Origin of the sequence: Sphingomonas sp. Leaf67 (genome assembly GCF_001421965.1) — a bacterium.
GTDB lineage: Bacteria > Pseudomonadota > Alphaproteobacteria > Sphingomonadales > Sphingomonadaceae > Sphingomonas.
In genome coordinates, this window is sequence record NZ_LMLP01000002.1 from 47,139 (window position 1) to 67,651 (window position 20,513).

General features: G+C 61.7%; 10 protein-coding genes and 1 pseudogene. 2 read left to right on the forward strand and 9 right to left on the reverse strand.

The genetic code is table 11. The features are described from left to right. The first annotated feature begins 1,116 nt into the window (after positions 1–1,116). Positions 1,117–1,761 (forward strand): LytTR family DNA-binding domain-containing protein, encoded by a 645-nt coding sequence (locus tag ASE90_RS18975; protein WP_162235053.1) that lies wholly within the window; start codon positions 1,117–1,119, stop codon positions 1,759–1,761. Between the two features lie 376 nt (positions 1,762–2,137). On the opposite strand, the pseudogene ASE90_RS05665 reads toward ASE90_RS18975, so the two are convergent. Then, positions 2,138–2,946: pseudogene (locus tag ASE90_RS05665) on the reverse strand (IS5 family transposase). 404 nt (positions 2,947–3,350) lie between these two features. Here ASE90_RS05665 and ASE90_RS05670 point away from each other — a divergent pair. Next, a complete protein-coding gene (locus tag ASE90_RS05670; protein WP_162235054.1) occupies positions 3,351–3,608 on the forward strand; it encodes a transposase in 258 nt (85 codons plus the stop codon). Between the two features lie 278 nt (positions 3,609–3,886). On the opposite strand, the gene ASE90_RS05675 is transcribed toward ASE90_RS05670, so the two are convergent. The 8 genes from ASE90_RS05675 to ASE90_RS05710 all read right to left on the reverse strand — a co-directional run bounded on the left by ASE90_RS05675 (position 3,887) and on the right by ASE90_RS05710 (position 20,336). After that, positions 3,887–6,631 carry a TonB-dependent receptor plug domain-containing protein gene (locus ASE90_RS05675; protein WP_082449574.1) on the reverse strand — a complete coding sequence of 915 codons (2,745 nt, stop codon included), beginning with the start codon at positions 6,629–6,631 and terminating at the stop codon, positions 3,887–3,889. 603 nt (positions 6,632–7,234) lie between these two features. Then, entirely contained in the window at positions 7,235–9,751 is a 2,517-nt protein-coding gene (locus ASE90_RS05680) for an alpha-L-rhamnosidase C-terminal domain-containing protein (RefSeq protein WP_156361456.1), read from the reverse strand. A gap of 213 nt (positions 9,752–9,964) precedes the next feature. Next, complete coding sequence (locus ASE90_RS05685; RefSeq protein WP_055997489.1) at positions 9,965–11,407, reverse strand: efflux transporter outer membrane subunit; 1,443 nt, start codon at positions 11,405–11,407, stop codon at positions 9,965–9,967. A gap of 7 nt (positions 11,408–11,414) precedes the next feature. Next, entirely contained in the window at positions 11,415–12,995 is a 1,581-nt protein-coding gene (locus ASE90_RS05690) for a DHA2 family efflux MFS transporter permease subunit (RefSeq protein WP_055997492.1), read from the reverse strand. Next, entirely contained in the window at positions 12,992–14,131 is a 1,140-nt protein-coding gene (locus tag ASE90_RS05695) for an HlyD family secretion protein (protein WP_200910792.1), read from the reverse strand. Before ASE90_RS05695 ends, ASE90_RS05690 begins: the two co-directional genes overlap by 4 nt. 465 nt (positions 14,132–14,596) lie before the next feature. Beyond that, the gene (locus tag ASE90_RS05700; RefSeq protein ID WP_055997495.1) at positions 14,597–17,026 is read right to left on the reverse strand and encodes a glycoside hydrolase family 3 N-terminal domain-containing protein; all 2,430 of its coding nucleotides are present in this window, start codon (positions 17,024–17,026) and stop codon (positions 14,597–14,599) included. After that, positions 17,026–18,207, reverse strand: a complete 1,182-nt coding sequence (locus ASE90_RS05705; RefSeq protein ID WP_200910793.1) for a family 43 glycosylhydrolase — start codon at positions 18,205–18,207, stop codon at positions 17,026–17,028. Before ASE90_RS05705 ends, ASE90_RS05700 begins: the two co-directional genes overlap by 1 nt. After that, a complete protein-coding gene (locus ASE90_RS05710) occupies positions 18,207–20,336 on the reverse strand; it encodes a hypothetical protein (protein ID WP_414888927.1) in 2,130 nt (709 codons plus the stop codon). The genes ASE90_RS05705 and ASE90_RS05710 overlap by 1 nt, the downstream gene beginning before the upstream one ends. Between the last annotated feature and the right edge of the window lie 177 nt (positions 20,337–20,513).

A 20,513-nucleotide genomic window follows, 5' to 3' on the forward strand; every position in this document is an offset into this window, starting at 1 on the left:
ACTCCTTACGCTGTCCGACTTACGCCAATCTTCATAGGGATCGACGCGCCCGTTCCGGTTGAGATCACGAAAGCGGAGACCGTCGGCGTCAAGGACCGGCGCCGAGCGCGTGCCAAGTGTCGGCTGTGATACCGGACTTGCTGCACCGGTAGCAACGCCCACAGCCATTAGGCCGAGCGCGACTGCGGTCGCACGGGCACCTGCTAGTCGTTCATGAGCGCCACAATCGCGCATCATATTCCTCGGTAGCTATAAAGGTACATGGATGTACGATTGTGGCTTAGGCCATTTACGGTGCAGCATGCAAGGCGCGGCGTGCCAGGCGGCCATTGCGTCTGCCGTTTTGAGTCCGGCATTTGAAATTTGAAAGGTGCCGAACAATGCCCGGACGCTACTACCGCCAAGTCAAAAGGCACTTGGTTACTCCTGCCGGCCTGAACGCTTACGTGCGCAATCACGTCGAGCGCCTCCGCAAATCGCGACGCCACTCAAACTGGAATTAGGTCAGCCTCATGGACTTTGAGGTGTAAGCGTAGGTAGGTTGAATCTCGCTGACGAAACCGGCCGCTGATGGCGAAGCCCGCGGAAGCCAGCCTTCAAAATGGCTTTGAAACAGCGGACGTTTGCCCCATCTAGCCGACGGTTGCCGCCATTAGAACGACATGACCAAAGAGGGCGAGGATGATGGCAGCACCGCGATTGAAACCAGTAGACATAACTTACTCCTGTTGCTGAGCGGTCGATCCGCAGGCAGACATCTGAGTGGTTGCGGTTCGCGGGCAATGGCGTTTACGTAACGCGGCTGAACCTGCCAAAAAAAGGCGTTAGAACAATGATCTGCCGGTTGGCGTTTCGTGAATGGGAAGGCCATCCGTCGTGAGCCGGCCACGTCGATTTGTCCTCGAAATGTTCGCAATGTTGCCGGTCACGGCCGCAACTGCGTATCTGGGTCCGTTCGGGACGTACAATGCGATGAGCTACAGCACTCGTTTGGGGGCATGGGGGCTGTTACTGCTGAGCGCATACGTCCTTGCCCGACCAACGTTGCTATTTTGGCGCTGGGTCGCACGAGTCTCAAAGTTGCCCTACCGAGGACTCGCGGTATGGGGCATGTTCGTGTCGGCAGTACCGATCGCACTTATTTTTATCGAGGCTTCACCAAGCGGGTTGCGCGAATTGATCGGGTTCTGGGGCATGTTGCCTTTCGCCCTGCTATCCTGTCTTCTCGTCATGGCGATAGGCTGGTGGGCGGAACGGGTCGACGCACAGATCACGGCTTCGGAACTAGATTATCGTCAATCTCTTGAAGCGCCATCTGGAGGATCCGTCGTAGGTGAGCCAAGCCTGGCGTTGGACGATGGAACGTATGTCGTAGATCGACCGCAAGCGTCCTCGGTAATCATTCCTAAATTTTTTGGCCGGGTCGGTGTTAATTTTAGAGGACCAATCGATGCCTTAGAAGCGGAGGATCACTACGTCCGGGTGCACAAGTCTGACGGCTCTTCTCAACTCATTCTCATACGGCTTCGCGACGCTATCGCTGAGATGGATAGCGTACCTGGACGTCAGGTGCATAGAAGTTGGTGGGTCGCAAACGATGCGATTACACATGCGGTCGAAGCGGGTAGAACGGTCGAACTGGCTACCCGGTCAGGGGTACGCGTACCAGTAGCTCGCGACTTGGTTGGTGGGTTAAAGGCTGCCGGCTTTTTTAGAAAGCAAACAGATGACCGATCAAACTTACAATCCCCCAAAATCTGACGTTATTGACAAAAATATATAGTATGAAAAAATTCGTTCGCGCTGGCGTTGGAATCATACCATTGGGAAATCAACCATAGCTATATGCGATTATGATCCCCGGAATTGTAATACAATGGGGCATACGTGTGCATTTGGTAAGTTTCCTACGCCGGGTCGACATTCAGGATTTCCAAACGACCTGAGGGCTAATTTATCGGCATCCGTGTCAAGGCGCGGAGCGAGCGATGGGGATCAAGCGGTACGAGTAGAGCGAGCCGCAGTGGCAACGGATTGCACCGCTTTTGTCGGGCAGAGCGCCTGATCCGGGACGCACGGGTTTGGACGACCGCTTGTTCATGAACGGATGTTTGTGGGTGCTGCGCTCTAGAGGCTGTTATGAACCTATGGCGAGCGCGGCAGCCTGCTTCATCATGAGGCATGCGAAGGCGACGACGTGAAGTCCTGCGAGGTTTCCGCGTAGCGTTCGTAATCTTTAACGAGACGCCTGAAGCGGGTCGCCCATGCGAATGATCGTTCGACCACCCAGCGTCGTGGCAAGAGGACGAAGCCGCGTCTGGCCTCGGGCAGTTTGACGACCTCAAGTGCGATGCCGTGTTTGGCTGCGGCGTTGGCGGCTCGCTCGCCGGTATAGCCCTGGTCGACCCAGGCCAGTTCGACGGCATCGTCGGTGACGGCCTGTACGGTCCGCGCGAGCCGTTCCACCTCGCCGCGATCCTCTGCATTTGCCGGCGTTACGTGGAGTGCCAGCAGATGACCCAGCGTATCGACGGCCATGTGGATCTTCGAGCCCTTCTTGCGTTTGCCCCCATCATAGCCGGCCCGCTCGCCGCTCTCGGGCGTCGAGCGTAGCGTCCGACTGTCGATGATCGCGGCGGTCGGCTCGGCCGCGCGTCCCGCCGCCAATCGCAGCACCGCCCGCAGGTCATCGACCAGCGCTTCGAAACAGCCTGCCGCCAGCCAACGCTGCGTCTGCTGGTACACAGCCGCCCAGGGTGGCAGATCGTTCGGCATCCACCGCCACGGCGCTCCCGTCTTCACGATATAGCGCAGACCGTTGAACACCTCGCGCAGGTCGTGCTCCCGCTGACCGGCATCCTCGCGCTGCAACAGCAGGTACGGCGCAACCAGCGACCATTCCTCGTCGCTGACGTCAGACGGATACGGCCTGCGGCAAATGCTCATCCAGTAACGGATGAATCAGTCCCGCCGCCAAGTCCATAACAGCCTCTAGGGCACACTGGTGCGATCTCCCTGAACGTTACGGCAAATGGAAGACTGCACCGGCGTTTCAGACGCTGGTGTCATGCGGGTGTCTGGGAACGGCTGTTTGAGGCGCTGACAGCCGACCGCGACAACCGGTATCTGATGATCGACAGCACCATCGTCCGCACCCACCAGCAGGCAGTGACCGGGAAAGGAGGGGCTCGGACCAGCCGCTGGGGCTTTCCGGAGGTGGACTAACGACCAAGTTCGACATGCTCGCCGACACGCTCGGTCGCCCCTTGCGCTTTTGCATCACGCCGGGGCAGACCAGCGACATTGCCTCCGCGCCCGCCTTGCTTGAAGGCTAGCTCGCCGGAGCCGTGTTGGCTGACAAAGCCTATGACGGCAACGACTTACGCAACCAGATCGCGACTATAAAAGCTAAAGCGGTGATACCGTCCAGGCACAACGGCCAGATCGACATCCCGCACGACGCCGACATCTACAGGCATCGCAACCAGATCAAGCGATGCGTCAGTCGGCTCAAACACTGCCGCCGCTTCGCTACCCGCTATGATCGGCCCACCATCCACTTCAACGGCTTCGTTCATCTCGCCGCCGCCATGATCTGGCTGCGCTGAATGTTGATCGGCCCTAGTCGTGCTCCCGAACCGACGTACATCCTCCAGATCGTGACAGCGCCCGGCTAGGCTTTAGCCGCCAACGGGAACGAATGAGTTCTAATATGTCCCTACGGAAAGGGGCCAACACACCGGCCGAGTTTCTGACCCAATCACCAACCGGGGCAACGACGGTCGCACGCTTACGCTGCCGCCGTTGTCCGACGCTCGAAAGGGGGCACGCTGCGAGACCCGGACGCTCGGTTGCCCCCTTTGCCGCAGCGTGGCCGCCGCCCTAATCAGAACTTTTTGGTGATGCCGAACTGGACCACCCGACCTACAGTAGCGCCGTTCGCATAGCCCGGAAATCCATTGTAGTTAGGCGGATCGCTATCGAACATGTTGCCGATATAGGCCGTCAGCTGGAGATCCTTAGTCAGGCCAGCGCCATTGACGTCGTAAGACAAGAAAAGATCGACCGTATTGAAAGCGTCCACGCTGGTCTGGGGTGGCAATCCAGGGTTGAGATCGTAGCCGCCAGAGTGGCTCAGCGTTAGACTGCCGGTCAGGTCGCCATATGTCGCCCCGGCCGTTGAGATAAAGCTGAACCGGCTCAGCCCTGGTGACTCAAGCAAGTCGCTGAATGGATCGTTCGGCAGCGCGGCGACCCGCCGGGTCAGCGTATAGGTCCCGGCGAATGCTGCATTCACAGAGCCGAAACCGGTGGTGCGGTTGTAGGCGATGTTAAAGTCGATACCGTCTTGTTCGTACACGCCGAAATTCTGACGTCGGGCATCCAGGATCACGGCCGGCCCGAGAGGGTTTAGATTGTACCATTCGGCAACTGTAGAAAAGTTTACTAGGGGCAGGCTACCGAACAGGCCCGTCGCTTGGGCAATTGAGGGATTCTTGATGACCCAAGGCGAGTAGACCGGGCGATAGGCTTGCGCCGGAGTGAAGATCGGGACGATCGCAACCTGGTTGTCGAGGTGAATGCTATAGTAGGTTGCGCTAAGTGTCAGCCCAGGCACCGGTGCCGGCTGCAAGTCTGCACCTATCGACCAGGTTCGGGCCGTTTGCGGCCGTAGATTAGGATTGCCACCTGCGATGATCGCCGATGGTCGGGCTTGGAGCTGGGGTGTGGTTGTGTCGGTAGGATCATAAAACGGATTGGCCGGGATCAGGACTACGCGCGTGTCGGCTGCGGCGGTGGTATCGCCCAGCTGCGGCGCGTTAAACGCCTTTCCCCAGTTGCCACGTAGCTTGAACCCTCGCACGATTTCCCAGGTGGCACCGAATTTCGGATTGAAAGTCCCGCCGAAGTCCGAATAGTGATCGTATCTCCCCGAAGCCGAGAAGACCAGACTCTGGAAGCCGCTTATCGCGTTGCTGCGGCCGAAGAGCGGCACGGCGACCTCTCCATAGACCGAAGTTATGTCGCGGCTGCCCGACGCAGCACCATTCGCCAGCCCGCGCAGGCTGGCCACCAGACGCTCATGTCCGTACTCGACACCGGCGGCGAGCCGTACGTTGCCGCCGGGCAGCGAGAGCGGCGAACCATCGATGATCGCACGCGCGTTCCGGTATGCTTGGTTGTAGCGGGTGCGGCCACGAACATATATCGAGTCCAGCACTGCTTGGCTGGTTGCGCCCAGGTCGTAGGGGTTGAGCGCGGTATCGCGGGTCACCGCCGCCAGCGCAGCGTTCTGGGCCGTGGTGTTGTACTGAGGCTCGTAGGAGTTGACCCAGCTTTCGCCTAGCGTGCCCAGCGCGCGCACCTGCCAGCCGCCGCCGATGTCAGCGGTAATGGTAGGTGTGATGCCGTACTGGTCGAGCCTGTTCAGGCGATCGTCGGGCAGCACGCCGGCGTAGGAGAAAAGAACCGACTGCGTTCCGGGATCGGGTGCGATCGGCACGTAGAAGGGATTGGCCGGGGTAATCGTGCCGGTCTGCGCGTTCTGCGGGTCGTTCAGGTCGATGTGGCTGGTCGAGTCCCGGCGGGTGTAGAAAGCGGTGACGCCGACATCGAGGCCGCTGCCCAGCGACTGGCTTAGGTTCGCGAAGACCGAATGGCGGCTAAGGCGCGGGAAGATCGTAGTGTTGTCGGTGCCGTCGCAGTTCGTCAGCGTGCCGGGCCTGCGGTCGGGCAGTGCATAGTTGGTTGTGGTGCCGTTGCGGGTAACCTGCACAGTTCCGGGTGCGCAAAATCCGCGGTTTTCGGAGAATTGGCGATAGTAGCTGCGTTCACGTCCCTGGATCTCGCCGGTGACCGCATAGGTGTAGGAGACATAGGCCGAGCCGCTGCCCCAGTCGGTACCGGCAGTGCCATTCGCGTCCAGCGTATGGTAACCATCGCCAAAACCGTATTTGGCGTGGAACTGCAAGCCGTCGAACCGCTTGCGTGTGATCAGATTGATCACGCCGCCGATCGCGTCGGAGCCATATATGGACGAGCCTCCGTCCGGCACCACGTCGACGCGCTCCAGCACCTCGGCAGGAATGATGTCCGGGTCGACACCGGCGAAGCCGCCAGAGCCGCCGATACGGTGGCCGTTTAGAAGGACCAGCGTGGTGGCGCCACCCGCCGGAATGGAGCGGATGTTGGGAATTATCGACGATAAGCCGGGATCGTTGGTCGGCAGCGTCGGCACGGCGTTGAACGCGCTGCTGACCTGCGGAATACGCGCGAGCACTTGATTGGTGTTGAGCGCGCCGGATTTGGCGATGTCGGCAGAGGACAGGCCTACAACGTTAGTGCCTGTTGGTGCGACCCCGCGTAATAGGGTGCCGGTCACCACGATTTCCGCAGACGTGTCGGGCGCAGTTTCGGCTACCGGTCCGGGAAGTTGGTTGCCTTGTGCGGGCGCGCCCTGCTGCACGTCGGGGTTGACCGGATCAGTTGTACTGGCGGTAGTAGGCTGTTCATTCGTAGTCCGCGTAGGCGCCGCCAGCTGCGGCGCTTGTGCTAGCGCGGGCGCTTCCCCCAGAAGCAGTGCGGCAGTGGCAGTGCTAAATAGCAACTTGCCACGGATGTTGTTTCCCATTCGACCTCTCCCAAAAGGTAATTTGCATCCTTCGGCGTCCAAAAGCCACGAACTTATTGTTCTGTCGCAATTTACAAGAACTGACCCAAACAGATGCTTTATTGGTTCGTGCTGATTAGATATCGCAACTTCCGTTGCGGCAATTAATTTACTGACTCCGTAAGCTCGATAGTTACGGGTGCAGACGTCGTAGGCTAGTTTCGATACAAGAGCAACAAAAATTCACATTATAAAATATTGTCCCGCATGATGAGATTTAATTATCTTTTGTCGGCGTAAATTTCGGAGATCACATCGCAAATGTTGAGATCACTTCCCTATTACGAGGAGCCAAACTGCCTTTGTGCTCAACGGATTGGAACGGGCCTTGCTAGCTTGGGGCATTTTATACTCGGATATTCCCGGCGATGCTCAGCATCATCCTTTACAGTGATCAGGCTGGCGGTCCGCAAGGCTCCGGTGCGGGAGTGCCGGACGTTCTGAACTGGCATCGCTAAGTATCGACCGATGTCTGTACCGGCGTACGTCCTGTCGCCAAAAGTTCGTCTGATCCCCGCCTCAGCTAGCAACGCCTTTCAAGGCGGTTGCCAGCTTGGAGGGCGGTTATTCTGCAGGCGTCCCGCGTTCGGGATGGATGCTCAGCCGCCTCGTTCCGGGCCCGATTGACCAAGATCTGCCGGCATAGTCGAACTTGCCGGACAGTCCCGCTGGCAGCGTGATTATCGCCGTGAGGCCGTTGCCGCTTCGACGGTATCGGACGCGGATCAACCCGGACGGATGCGGTACGGCGGCGTCCAACTGCGTAAGCGGCCCTAAGTTAGGCGCAATCCGAACCGTCGCGTAACCGGCGCTCGCCGGCGAAATTCCCGCAACGATCCGGAGCAGGTCCGCTGTCGGATGGGCGCTCCAGGCGTGGCTGTCGGACCGGGATGGCTCCGGGTTTTCCGGCCAAGTCGTGAAGTTTTGTCCAAGCATGTCACGCCACGTCCGCAGCAGTTCGAAGTACCGTTCGGATAGGCCTGCATGGACGGCCGCGCGGGCGAGATAGTAGGAGAAGTAATAAGACGTTCCGGTGACACCGTTGGGTGCTGTAATGCCGCCGTTGCGAACGGTGATCCGGTCCATAATCGCCCGGTGCTGCGCCGAAGGCGCTACATCGTAAAGGACGGCCAGTAGATTCGCGTGCTGGCTGAAGTTCTTGAGTCCAGTGCTATCGGCATAGAGCCCGCGCTCCGCCGACCAGCAATGCGCCCGTACCGCCTTGGCTACCCCGTCTGCGCGGTGACGGTCGCGAGTGGCGATGCTAGCGTCGCCCAGTTCATCTTCCAACTCTGCCGCTTCTTGCAGCGCCCCCAAATAGGCGAGGCTGACCACGCAGCCATTGTCATCCTTCGTATCGGGGCCGGTCGGGTTACCTTCCAGGTTGGGCTTCCAGTCGATGAAGGTCCATGCGGGCCCCTTGCCGACCAACCCGTTCGCACCAATGAGCCTCGCGTACCAGTCGAGCACAATACGCATGCCGGGCAGGCTCTCGCGAACAGGCGTAGGGTCCGGCCAGCGCATTCGGTAATCTGCGAGCGAGCCGATCCAGAACAGGCCGAAGGGCGGAATGGACTGGTAGTCCCCCGAGGGGTAGGCCGCTTGGGGGAGACCGGCGACGGCCGGAGTGAGGCGTCCAACTATGCTCTCGCGGGCGGCCCTAGGCGTGCGAGACGCGTCGAACGCGCGCAGCATCTGCGCTGACAATCTGCCGTCGCCGGACACGGTGTCCGCGATGAGGGCCTCAATCCGGCTGTCGCCGGCATATTGGAGCTGCTCCCAATAGGCGGTGTCCATGAAAGTCTCGTGTGCGTCGAGGCGAAGCGTGTCCCAGCCAATCTGCCAGACGCGGTCGAGTGCCGGATCGCTAGAACGGAACCAAGCGCGCGCCTTGAATGGGTAGCCGGTCCGATAGCGCCTGAAGCGGACAAGGCGTAGCGGTTGGTCACCTGTTTTCACGTGCAGTTCGGCGAACCGCCACACTCGCCACCAGAACGGCTGGAAGCGCTGTTCGGCTGCGCCGCTCGGTCGAAACGTGTCGCGCAGACCCAGTGCCTGCCCGTCGCCAACGGCAGCGCGATCCTGCAGACGCTTTTTGTCGGCGCTGTACAGCGCCTCGGTATAGGTCAGCGTCACCTCAGCACCCGCCCCGCCCGAAACTACCAGCTCTGGATAGGCCGCCTCGACCGCACCGGCATCAACCAGGAACGTCGCTTCGCCATGCGCGGGGACCGTAACTGCCTGCTGGGGAAAGCGCCCGGCGGCAGTGCCGCGAGCACGCACCAAGCGACCTGCGGGTGCCGTCTCGTACCGCATCTGAGGCAGCGTGTCGGGCATAAGATGCCACGGCGTGTCGGATCCGGTGGCGAGCGGAACTGCCGGCACCCAGTCCGGAGCGGAGCTTCGAACTGCGGCCCAATCAGGGCGCTGTCGAGCGCCATCTAGTGTTTCAGGCGCCCCCGCCACATAGTAGGTGCCGCCGACAGCATCGATCAACTGCGCCATGCCCGAGGAGACTGAGCGGGAGCCGTCAACCCGGACGAGCCAGTTCGTTCCGTCTGCAAAGGGCATGGCGCCGGTATCGTCTGGAACGAGGTAGAAAGCCGTTCGAGCAGAGATCTGGGCACGCGGCGCGTCTCGGCCATCGCTCCACACCTCCGCAGCAATGACGTTGGCGCCGACGCGCAAAAAGGGCGCAAGATCGACCCGCTCGTACCGCCAATGGTCCAGGTCGCCGCGCGCCGGGCCGGCCGCGACTCGCTGGCCATTCACGTAAAGGACGAAGCGATTGTCGGCGCTGACTCGCACCATCATGCGGGCTGGTCTGGACCGCAGCGTCAGTTCACGCCGAAATTGCAGGCTGATCGCCGTTCGGGCCTGATCGGTTCGGGCGGCCATCGGATGGGTAATCCAGCCAGACAACTGCCGTGACGGCGCCTCCACCGGACCAGCCCCGAGCAGGGCCGGTCCAGGTGCGTTCCCCGCCATGAATAACCCCACAGCAAAAATAGGGACCGATTGCTTAAGCCATCTCCAACGTGCCGAACGATTGTCCTGCTTCTCCGATTTGCGCGTCAGCAAGGTCTTCTCCAGTCAATATTTTAGAAAATTACGCTGTGTTTGCAAAGGTCCGCACATACTGCTTGGGTGTTCACAAATTTAATTATGTGCAGTCCCACTGCCGCTATCCATAGTAGCTGCGGAGCCTCGAAGGGAGCAACGACAGCGTCGCTTGTAAAGTCGCGCTGGATACCGGTCGCGCCGTTGATCGCGGTACCGGTAACGCTGCAAAAACTATTGCACATCTTGGTTTTGTTCCAATTGCGGTTCCCAGCCCAAACCCAGAGACTTCTGAAGCGCGACGAAATCTGTGCCGACTGCCGTCTTCGCCTGCAGCAACGCATCCTCGGCGGTGAGCAGCTTGCGGCGATATTCGAGCATTTCCTGACGGCGGATGGTGCCGGCCGCAAACGCACGGTCGGCACGGCCCGCGATTGCAAGCGCCGTCGCCCGTGAACTCAGCGCGTCGCCAAAGCCGGACCTGCTGCGTCCGAAGCGGCTGAGTGCATCCTCGGCATTTCCGAGCGCCTGTAGGATCACCTCTCGATAACGTGCTTCGGCTTCATCCCTGGCACCAGTTGCTTGCCGTACCCGGGCAGCATTCCGCCCGAAATCCAGAAAGCTCCAGGAAAGTCGAGGCAACGCAAGCAAAGAGATGTTCGAGGGGGCCAGAACGTCGCCAGGCTTGCTTCCTCCAAGACCCACGAGGCCCATGAGGCTTACTCGGGGGAAGCGTGCAGCCTCTGCGACCCCGATCCTCGCCGTCCGCGCTGCAAGCTGGCGCTCTGCACCTCTGATATCCGGGCGACGGCGAAGTAGGCCGGACGGATCGCCGACCGGCACCGAAGCGGGGGGAAGAGGAACGGTCGTCGTGGCAGTGGCTGCAAGCTCCCCGTCCAGCGCGCCTGGCGCCTGTCCTGTGAGAACAGCGAGCGCGTTCAGCAAGGCATCGCATTCCGTCGCAAGATCCCGCACATTTCCGTTCGATTGAGCGATCTGTGGTTCGAGTTGCTGACTTTCGAGCGTTGGGGCGGTTCCGGCCGCGACGCGACGGTTGAGAGATGCGAATTCCTCCTGATGCAGGCGGGTCGAAAGCCGAGCAAGATTTAATCTTGCCTGCCGGTCGCGCAGCTTAAGATATGCCTGTGCGACGTCTGCGCTCAGACTCAGGCGGGCATCGTCGACCTCCGTTTCGGCGGCTTCGGCTTCCGCTGCCGTCGCGCGAACGGTGCCACTTGCAGCGCCGAACAGATCCAGTTCCCATGACGCGTCAAAACCGAGATTGTAGAAGTCTAGTGCGGAACGGCCTCCATCATTGTTGCCGAGACCCAGATTCGTAGGGGGCAGTTCGCCGTGCAGATAAAGTGCGCTTGCACTGTTCTTTGGCAGTTTGTTAGCACGGTCCAAAAGTGCAGCGGCGCGGGCCTGACGCAGCCGTGCCTCGGCAACCGCTACGGAGGGGTGATCGCGCAACGCGCGCTCCTCAAGCCCGTTTAGCACTGGGTCGCCGAACGACGTCCACCAGTGTGCAAGCGAAGGTGAACTGGCGGTGGCGGCACCCGGCATTCGGACGAAGCCCGCCGTAACGGCGGTAACTGGAGGGGGGCCGTGATACCCGGGACCCAAGGTGCAGCCGCCGAGCACAAACAGCGCGATGAAGATGGTCGGAAGTCGCATAGATGCCTCAATGCATGGTGCCGAGCTTCACGCCCCTGGGTAGTGGGCGGAGCAGCAGGGGCAAGGGAATGATTACCACGATGCCGATCGTCAGGAGGAAGAAGAGATCGTTGAACGTCATGACTAGAGCCTGCTGGGCAATGGTATCGGCTAACATTCGAAGAGCAGCGCCTGGGTCACCGACTACGTCCGACAGATTGCTCAGGTGCTCCTGAACGAGGTCAGGATTGACGGACAGGCTCTCCTCGAGCTGGCGGCTGTGGAAGGTCAGCCGTTGATCTTGGATCGTGGCAATCGCGGCGAGCACGATCGATCCACCAAGGTTGCGGCTGGCTGCGAACAGACCTGCGGCATCGGCCGCAAGATCGGTAGGAACCGACGAGATGGCTGCCTGATTGAGGAACAGGAAGCACAGGATCGTTCCGACACCACGCATAAGCTGCGCCTGCGTAAAGGCGCTGCCGTCCGAACTCGCCGAAAGGTGCACGTTCAGCCAGCAGGCGACCGCCAGGATCAAGAGCCCGCTGATGATTGCGACGCGGATATCGATTGTTCGGATCATGCGAGGCACGAGCGGCATCATCAGCAGGGCGGGTATCCCGGACAGCACGACCACGTAGCCCGACTGCAAGGCATCGTACCCCGCGATTGCAGAAAGGAACTGCGGGATCGCGAACGACGTACCGAAAATCACCATGCCCAGCACGAAGCCCATGAAGGCAACCGCTCCGAACTGGCGGTCCAGCAGGAGCGAAAGCTTGATCACCGGACGGCTGGCGTAACGCTGGCCGACCAGAAGCATCGCGAGCCCGAGCAAGGTGAAAGACGTAAGCCATACGATCAGCTCGCTCTCGAACCATTGTTCACGCTGTCCCTCTTCAAGGACGATGGTTAGTCCTCCGAGCGCGAGTGCGAGGCCGACGATGCCGAGCCAGTCCGCCTTTAGGATCTCCCCCTTCGCAACGGGCTGATGCGGCAAGCCCAAGATCAGCAAGGTCACGAGAAGAATGCCGATCGGCACATTCAGAAAGAAGGCGTAGTGCCAGCTGAACTGCTCGGTCAGCCATCCGCCCAGCAGTGGCCCGAGAACCGGTCCGAGGATCGCCGTGAGTCCGAACAGCGCGCTGCCGATCGGTTGCTGCGGTTTCGGCAGACGCGTGGCAACGATCGACATCGCGGTGGGTATGAGCGCGCCGCCCGTGAAACCCTGACCGACCCGTCCGACGATCATCGTCGTGAGATTCTCGGCGCTTCCACAGACGACGGAAAAACCGGTGAAGAGCGTCACGGCGATCAGCAGCATGGTGCGAAGGCCAAGCAGGCGCTGAAGCCAGGCACTCAGCGGTATGACGATGATCTCGGCAACGATGTAGGCGGTCGCGACCCATGTGCCCTCCGTACCGCTTGCCCCGATCTCCCCCTGTATCGTCGGCAGCGCTGAATTCACGATGGAGACATCGAGGGTTGCCATCATTGCGCCAAGACTACCGGCCGCAACCGCAAGCCAGGCCGCGGTGTCCGCCTTCTCATAGACCGGCGCGTTCGGCCACGCCGCCGTGTCATCGCTACGGACGACGGCGTCGCTCATTGCGCGGGCAGGGCTTTGGCGGCGCGAGCATGCAGGTGATCCTGCCGCCCGTCGTCGATTGCGGATCGGGTGTCGATGGTCACCTCAACGGACATTCCCGGGACCAGCAATTCGCTTGCCTTGTTGCCGCGGCGAAGAGCGATCCTGATTGGTAGGCGTTGAACGACCTTGGTGAAGTTGCCGGTGGCGTTCTGGGGCGGGAGGACGGAGAACTGGGCACCGGTACCGGGAGCGATACTGGTGACCCACCCGGGTATCTCGACGCCAGGATAGGCGTCAATCTCGACCGTCGCGGGCTGACCCACCCGTACCAGGCCGACTTGGGTCTCTTTGTAATTTGCCTCGACGTACAACTGGTTCATCGGGACGATGGACATCAGCCTCGTTCCGGCTTGCACATACTGGCCGGTTCGAACGGACCTGTTCCCGATCCGTCCGGCGATGCTCGCGCGGATCACGGTAGAGGCGAGGTCGGTGCTGACCGACGCCAGCTGCGCACGCGCCTGCTTGATCTGCGCACGCGCTTGCGCGCCTTGCGCGCCAAGTGTTTTGAGGCGCGATCGCGCGCCTTCAAGTGACGCTTCGACCTGCGTCAGCTTGCTCCGGGCCAAAGCGTCCTGACGCCGAAGCTGAGCAAAATGTTCGCGCGTCTCGGTCCCGTCCGAAATCAGTGGGGCATATCGCGCGACCTCACCACGCGCGTAAGCCGCATCGGCCATCGCGGCCGCTACGTCCGCCTCCGCGCGTCGGACCGCCGCGTTCTGTTCGTTGATCTGGGCGACCACCCCCTGATCGGTCGCCTGAGCAACGGCAATCTGCGCCTCGGACTGCTGAGCTTGACTGGTGTACGAACGCGACTCGACCCGAACAAGGGGTTGTCCGGCACGCACTTCCTCGTTCGCGTTGACCAAGACGGTCTCCACGTAACCAGAAATCCGTGGTGCGACGGTAACCGTGTCAGCCTGCACAAAGGCGTCGTTGGTGGACTGCTGGAATCGGCCAAAGGAGCGATAGCCCATATACCACCACATCGCTGCGCACCCGCCAAGAATGGCGACAAGAAGGATGATGCGCCGCACGATATTGGGCTGCTTGGGCGGACCATCCGATATCGCTATTTCGCCCACAGGCTCCACCACCCAAGTCCCTCTCATACCGATCTTTCTATCGAACGACTGTGTACTATTAATCAGGCGGTGTCTACAGTTTCACCTGTGTCACATTCCGTTCGTCACACGCCCTGATGGATCGACACGAAATATCCTGGTACGTGTCGACCTGCGCCGTAATCGCGTGACTTGAGGGGCCTGCTCCGCAAGCGACACCAAGCCTTCTATTGGCGGCTTTCCCGTTGCCCTTACCGAGGGCTTTTGCGCAACGAGTGGTCCGGAACCGTTATCGCGATCCTTAATAGGCAGCTACTTTGACCTGTATCCGGTCTTTCGTTGACGAGCGCGTCGCAGCTTCACACATGGACCCGTCCTTAAGCCGGCGGTTCCCCCATACTCGCCAGCATACACCTTCCGTCTCCGCAAAGCCCAGAATCGACGTGCGTCGGACCCGGTAGAAATCATTGCTACGCCGGCAGGCATTGGCGACATTCAGCTTTCAGGGACTGCCGGGTCACCGGGGCGAGGTGCCGCCGTGTTGGCTACCGTTATCTTGACCGACATCAGGTCGGCAGACGAACGGCCGGTATAGATCGTGAAGACGCCTGGCTCAACGTTCCACCGCATCTGTGCGTCCCAGAAGGCGAGCACCTCGCCATCAAGGTCGAACGTCACCACCCGCCGTTCACCCGGCGCCAGAGCAATGCGGCGGAAGCCGCGTAACTCCAGCATCGGGCGCGGTACGCTGCTGACCTCGTCGCGGATGTAGAGCTGGACAACTTCATCCCCCGCGCGACGGCCGATATTCTCGACCTCGACCGAGACCGAAAAGCGTTCCCAAGGGCCGATCGCCGTATGGGACACGCGCGGGGCACCGATCTTGATCTGCGCATATCCCAGGCCGTGGCCGAACGGGAACAACGGCTTTCGCGCCCCTTCCAGATATTTGTTGGTGTCGGCGGTCGGATGCCGATCATAGTGGGCGGGCAGTTCGCCGACGCTGCGCGGGATCGAGACTGGTAAGCGACCGCCCGGCTCCGCCACCCCGAACAGCACGTCGGCAAACGCGGTGCCGCCCTCCTGGCCAAGGTACCAGCCCTCGAACAGCGCGTTCGCCGTTTCGGCCAGCCGCACGCTGGCCAGCGGACGCCCGTTCAGCAGCAGTGCGACGATCGGCTTGCCGAGCCTCGCCATTGCCGCAATCAGATCGTTTTGCTCGCCCCAAAGGTCCAAAGTCGATCGATCACCTGGTAGTGCCGGATCGACCGCCTCGCGCGTGATCGCAGGTGTGTCGCCAAGGACCAGTAGGATCACGTCGGCATCGCGCGCAACCTTCACCGCTTCGTCGATGCGCCGCAGATTGTCAGTGCGCGGCACCGGGTCGGTCAGCGAGTAACTGAGGTGGCGCTCAGTTTTGTCAGGCGCGGTGATCCACACGCCGTCAGCCTGCACAATCCGCACGTTCTCAGGCGCGGCACGACGCAGCCCCGCCAGGATGCCGACCGACTGATCGTTGTCACCCGAATAGCCGCCGAACAGCGGTTCGGTCGCGTTGGGACCGATCACCGCCAGCGTCATCGTACGCTCAGGATCGAGGGGCACAACACCATCGTTCTTGAGTAGCGTCAGTGCTTTTTCCGCCGCGCGTCGGGCGAGCTGCCGGTGCGCAGGTGCCCGTGTGATGCGGCGCAGCCGGGCGAGATCGATATACGGATGCTCGAACAGCCCCGCCTCGAACTTGAGCGCCAGAACCTGAGCTACTGCGGCGTCCAGCAGTGCCTGCGGTACTCGGCCGCTGCGCACTAGATCGGGGAGAAGCTTGAAGCTCTCGCCCTCGGGCAGGTCGGCCTGGACGCCGCTTTCCAGCGCCATCGCCGCGGCCTCGGCCTGATCGGCGGCGACATGGTGCTGGCGTTCCAGGTTGGCGATGCCGCTGTAATCGCTGAAATACGCGCCTTTGAAGCCCAGCCGGCCGCGCCCCGTTTCCAGTAGCAGGCCGGGGTTGGCGTGCGCGGGGACACCCGCTACTTCGTTGTACGACGGCATGATTATCGCCGGATCAGCATCGCGTATCGCAGCGGCAAAGGGAACAAGGAAGGTTTCGCGCAGCGTTCGCTCGCTGACATCGGCCGGCGCGATGTTCAGCCCACCCTGCGGCGCTCCATGGACGAAATGCTTTAGCACTGCGAACACCCGGTCGGGTGCCAGCGGGCGGACACGACCCTGAAGTCCGCGCACCGCCGCCGTACCCATCGCGGCGACCAAATGTGGATCCTCGCCGAAGAATTCCTCGCTGCGCCCGAAACGGGGATCACGCAGCAGGTCGATCACCGGGGTCAGGGCGACGGTAGTCCCGCGCGCGCGCGCCTCGCGCGCGGCGGCGGTGAATACCTGCTCGACCAGATCGGTGTCGAAACTGCTGGCAAGTGCCGTCGGTATCGGAAACACCGTCGCTTCGCTGGCAAGCAGCCCGTGCGCCAGCTCGTCATGAAACAGCGCCGGAATGCCCAGCCGTGTTCGCTCGACCAGATGGCGCTGGATCGCATTCACCAGTGTTACGGTGTTAGGCAGTGCGCGCGAACGAGTAGCGTCCCAATCGGGGAAGCCACGATAGTCGGATATGCGCGATAGTTGCCCAATCCCGTGCGGGATTGCCTTCGCAGCGCGCTCGGACGAAAAGTCGCGAGCCTCGTCCAGCAGCGCGGTCTTACCTTCCCACAGGCAGCGGAGCTGCGCCGCCTTCTCGTCCAGTGTCATGCGTTCGAGCAGGTCGGAAACCCGGGCGGCGACAGGGGCACCGGGGTCCAGATAGGTAGCGCGGGGTCTGGCCCCAAACGCTGGCGCCGCGACGCCCAGGAAGGTCGAGGCGAGCAACACGCGGCGGGTAAGGGGGAACGCACCAGGCATGAGGGGGTGCGTCATCAGTCGAAGTCCTCGATGCGCCATTCCGGTAGCCAATCGATCCGTGGCCGGTCGCCGTCGAAACGGATCGGCAGCCAGACGTAGCGCGCCTGTGACGTATCGACCGCCAGCCCGCCCTCGATATCTCGTGCCTGCTTCTCCTCCGGAGTCATCGGTTGCGGCGGGTTGGCGAAGCTTTTGGAAAAGGCGAGCTGCACGAGGCGCGAGCGGTCGCCGCTCTCGAAGGCGGCGCCGCCACGCGGCCCCATCCAGCGGTCGGCCATTGCGACGTACAAATCCTTCTTGCCTGGGTGGCGGAAGATGCAGCTGATCTGTGAGTTGAACGACGTGCGTGAACGGTCGGTTGGATGCAGATCGCCGAGCGTGGTCCACGGACCATGGTACGTGCCGGCGACCGCAATCTCGGACGGGTTCGGGAAATAGCCCGTCGTACCTGAGGTCGCGAGATAGTGATGGTCGCCGCGCCGGAAATAGGCCGGCGCCTCGCGTACCGACGGCGGGCCGGCGGAGGGAAAGTGCGTTGAATAATAGCCCGTGAAGTCGCTATAGTCGCTCGTCAGGTCGGCGCAGATCATCTCGCTATGGACCCGCTCGAAATACATGTATGCCTTGCCGTCGTCGGGACTGGCGACCAGGTCAAAGTCGCCGGCTCCCATACCCAACGGCTCGATGTCCCGGCGGACGATCCGGTACGGCCCGGTGATCTGATCCGCGACCAGCACCGTGCGCGTCTGCACCGGGCCACTAAGGATCTTCAGCCAGCACACGAACTTGCCGGTCCGGCGGTTGTGGATGATGTGCGGTCGGTCGAGATAGCGCTTCGGACTGAGCGGCGACGCCGGGTCTTTCAGGTCAGGCGCGATGATGAGGCCGAGATCGTCCCAATTGTAGAGGTCGGTCGAGCGGTAGCAGCGCACGCCGTACGTCCAGATGTCCGATTTGCCGGTCGTGAACTCCTTGTTCTCGCCATACCAGTGGAAGACGCCGTCAACGACGATCATCGATCCGCCATGCGCCTGGATCGGCTTGCCGGCGGTATCGAGCCAGCGTTCGCCGGGAGTGAAGGATCGGCGCAGGACAGGGCGGGTTGCCGCGTGCGCCGGCCCGGCTGCGGCAAATCCGAGCGCCGTCGCGCCGCCCAGCATCACGTTCCGTCGTGACATGTCCGTCAGCGGACGCATCACCGGACCACCACACGGGCGCGGGCGATATTGACGGGCTGTGCATAGACGCTGTCAGCCCGTCCCTGTCGCTCGGACCGTACACGGATGCCCGGGAAGACAGTGCCTGCGCTGGTGTAGCGATACTTGTATGCCAGTGTCACCTTTCCGCCTGCCGAAGGGGGGATGGTGGCCTTGACTGGATAGGTGCCCGCCCCTTCGGGGTCCCATTCGGCGCTGACGATCCTGCCAGTGCCTGGCGGCACCTCTGCGGTCGCAACCAGTGTCACCTCGTCGCCCTTCGCGATGTCCGCACGGACCTTTCGGTTCGCGGCCAAGGTGACGACCGGCTGCACCCCTAGGCGCTCGGCTGCAGAGGCCGGCACGATCACTTGCCCGTCGACCACGCGGTAGTTGGTGGAGGGCGGCGGTGCGACATTATGCTCGGCCCAAGTCGCAACGTCGCGAAGCGCTTGCTGCAGCATTCCCATGTAGCCGACCGAGCGCGATGGATCCTCCAGCACCGGCTCGTCACCATGTAGCGTGTTGTCATTCATCCAAACCCGGAAGTTACTCTCGGCGACAGTCACGCCCTGCTTCTTCTGCGCTTCCTGCCGGTACCAGTCCGCCTGCCAAGGATAGGCCTCGCGATCCAGCAAAGATTCCACTATGATCATTTTCCCGTGGAAGGCGCCTTTGGGCACTGAACCGGCCGCCCCCTGCACGAACAGCGGCGCGATCAGCATCGGCCGCTGCGGATATAGCGGCTTCCCGGCGGCATCCCGGAACTGGTCCCACACCTTGAACTCGGGGCCGGGCACCTGATGACGGTGATAGGTTTGGGCGGCGAGGAAGGCCGAATTGTCGATCTGCACCTGATCGCCCGGCTTGATCTTCGCCAGCACGTCTGGATTGGCGACGCCGACGCCGACTGCGTCGCCTTTTAACCCGACGAGCATAATTTTCTGCCCGGCGGCAGCGCCGCTCTTCACTATCATATCGCCGCCGAGAAAATAGACCTGCGGCGGCGTGCCGGACAGGCGGAAGCCGACAGGCGGTGCGGCCGCGTTGAAGGCGGAGTCGACCCCGCCTGCCTGTTCCGGCTGCTTGAGGCCAAGCGTCACAGCGTCCTTTGCGGTAAGCGGCCCTGCGATCGTAGTCTCATATTGCACTCGATATTTTTTGAACTGCTCGGGCGCGTCGTGACCAAGGTAGCCTGGTTTAGTCCAGAAATCGGCGAAATACGACGGGTCAGCCCCCAGCATCCCGCCGTAGAGCGCGATGAAACCGTGAATGCCCATGGTCTTCCAGCCAAACCAGGACCGCTGTGGGAATCCCATGGCGGACACCTCTCGCAACGCCGCAGCCTCGTCGGCGTCTAGCCCCTTATACGGGTCGCCGCTGCCGCCAGGTTCCATCGCGTCAACGATCTGCGCAAACTTTGAATGCAGCCGCTGCATCGCCAGCATGCGGACGGTGAACACGTTCGGGATCGCCATGCTCGACCCCGCGACATACGGAACGAAGCCGTCCCAGACGCCTGACGTGTTCTCTGCGGCGCCAATGGTACGATATGCGCCCCCGCTGCCTCCGAAGGCATAGCCATAAGGCCGCGCCTGGCTCGCGAAAATCCGCTTCGCCACTACGCGCGAATAATCGGCGGCAGCGGCGTTGGCACGATAGGCCGAGACGCTCGGATCGCCGCTACCCTTCTGCCCGCGGCCAAGATCGAACGCACCGCCGCCATTGGTCTCGACGAAATATCCGCCGCTCGCCAACGCGAAACCGACATGATTGAATTCACCCGGCGGGTCCTGCTGCGTCAAGGTTTCGCTGATCGGGAAGGGCGTGATGTACTGGAAGAAGCGGCCCTGATATCCAGCCTTGTCGGGGAAGTAGAACGAGAATTTGGCATCGGTACCGTTGAAGCCGCCATGGATATAGCGATGCCGGACGGGGGCGTCGCGCCACTCGTCCTTGTCTATATAGGGCTGCTGGAACAATGGATCTGCGGTACCCGCTGCCTTGTCTTGCGCGACGTCGGCGGGGATCACAACTGTCGTGTTGGAGCTAGGTGACGATGCCGTCACCTGGGCTGCAGCGCCGGTGGTGGCCCCGCACAGCGCGAGCGTTTCTATCAAGAGTCCCACTGTTGAGCGCAAGAAAGTCGCGTGCCTGATCATGTTATTTATCCCGTGCCGGTTCTCGTCGCCCGGCTACCGGGATGCAGCCCGGTGCGAGAGACTTTTATAGTTCAAAGCATTGGTGGCGATTGCTGAAGCCGCAGTGAAGCCGCCACCCGCGACGCTTTTGCCACGCCGCTGGGC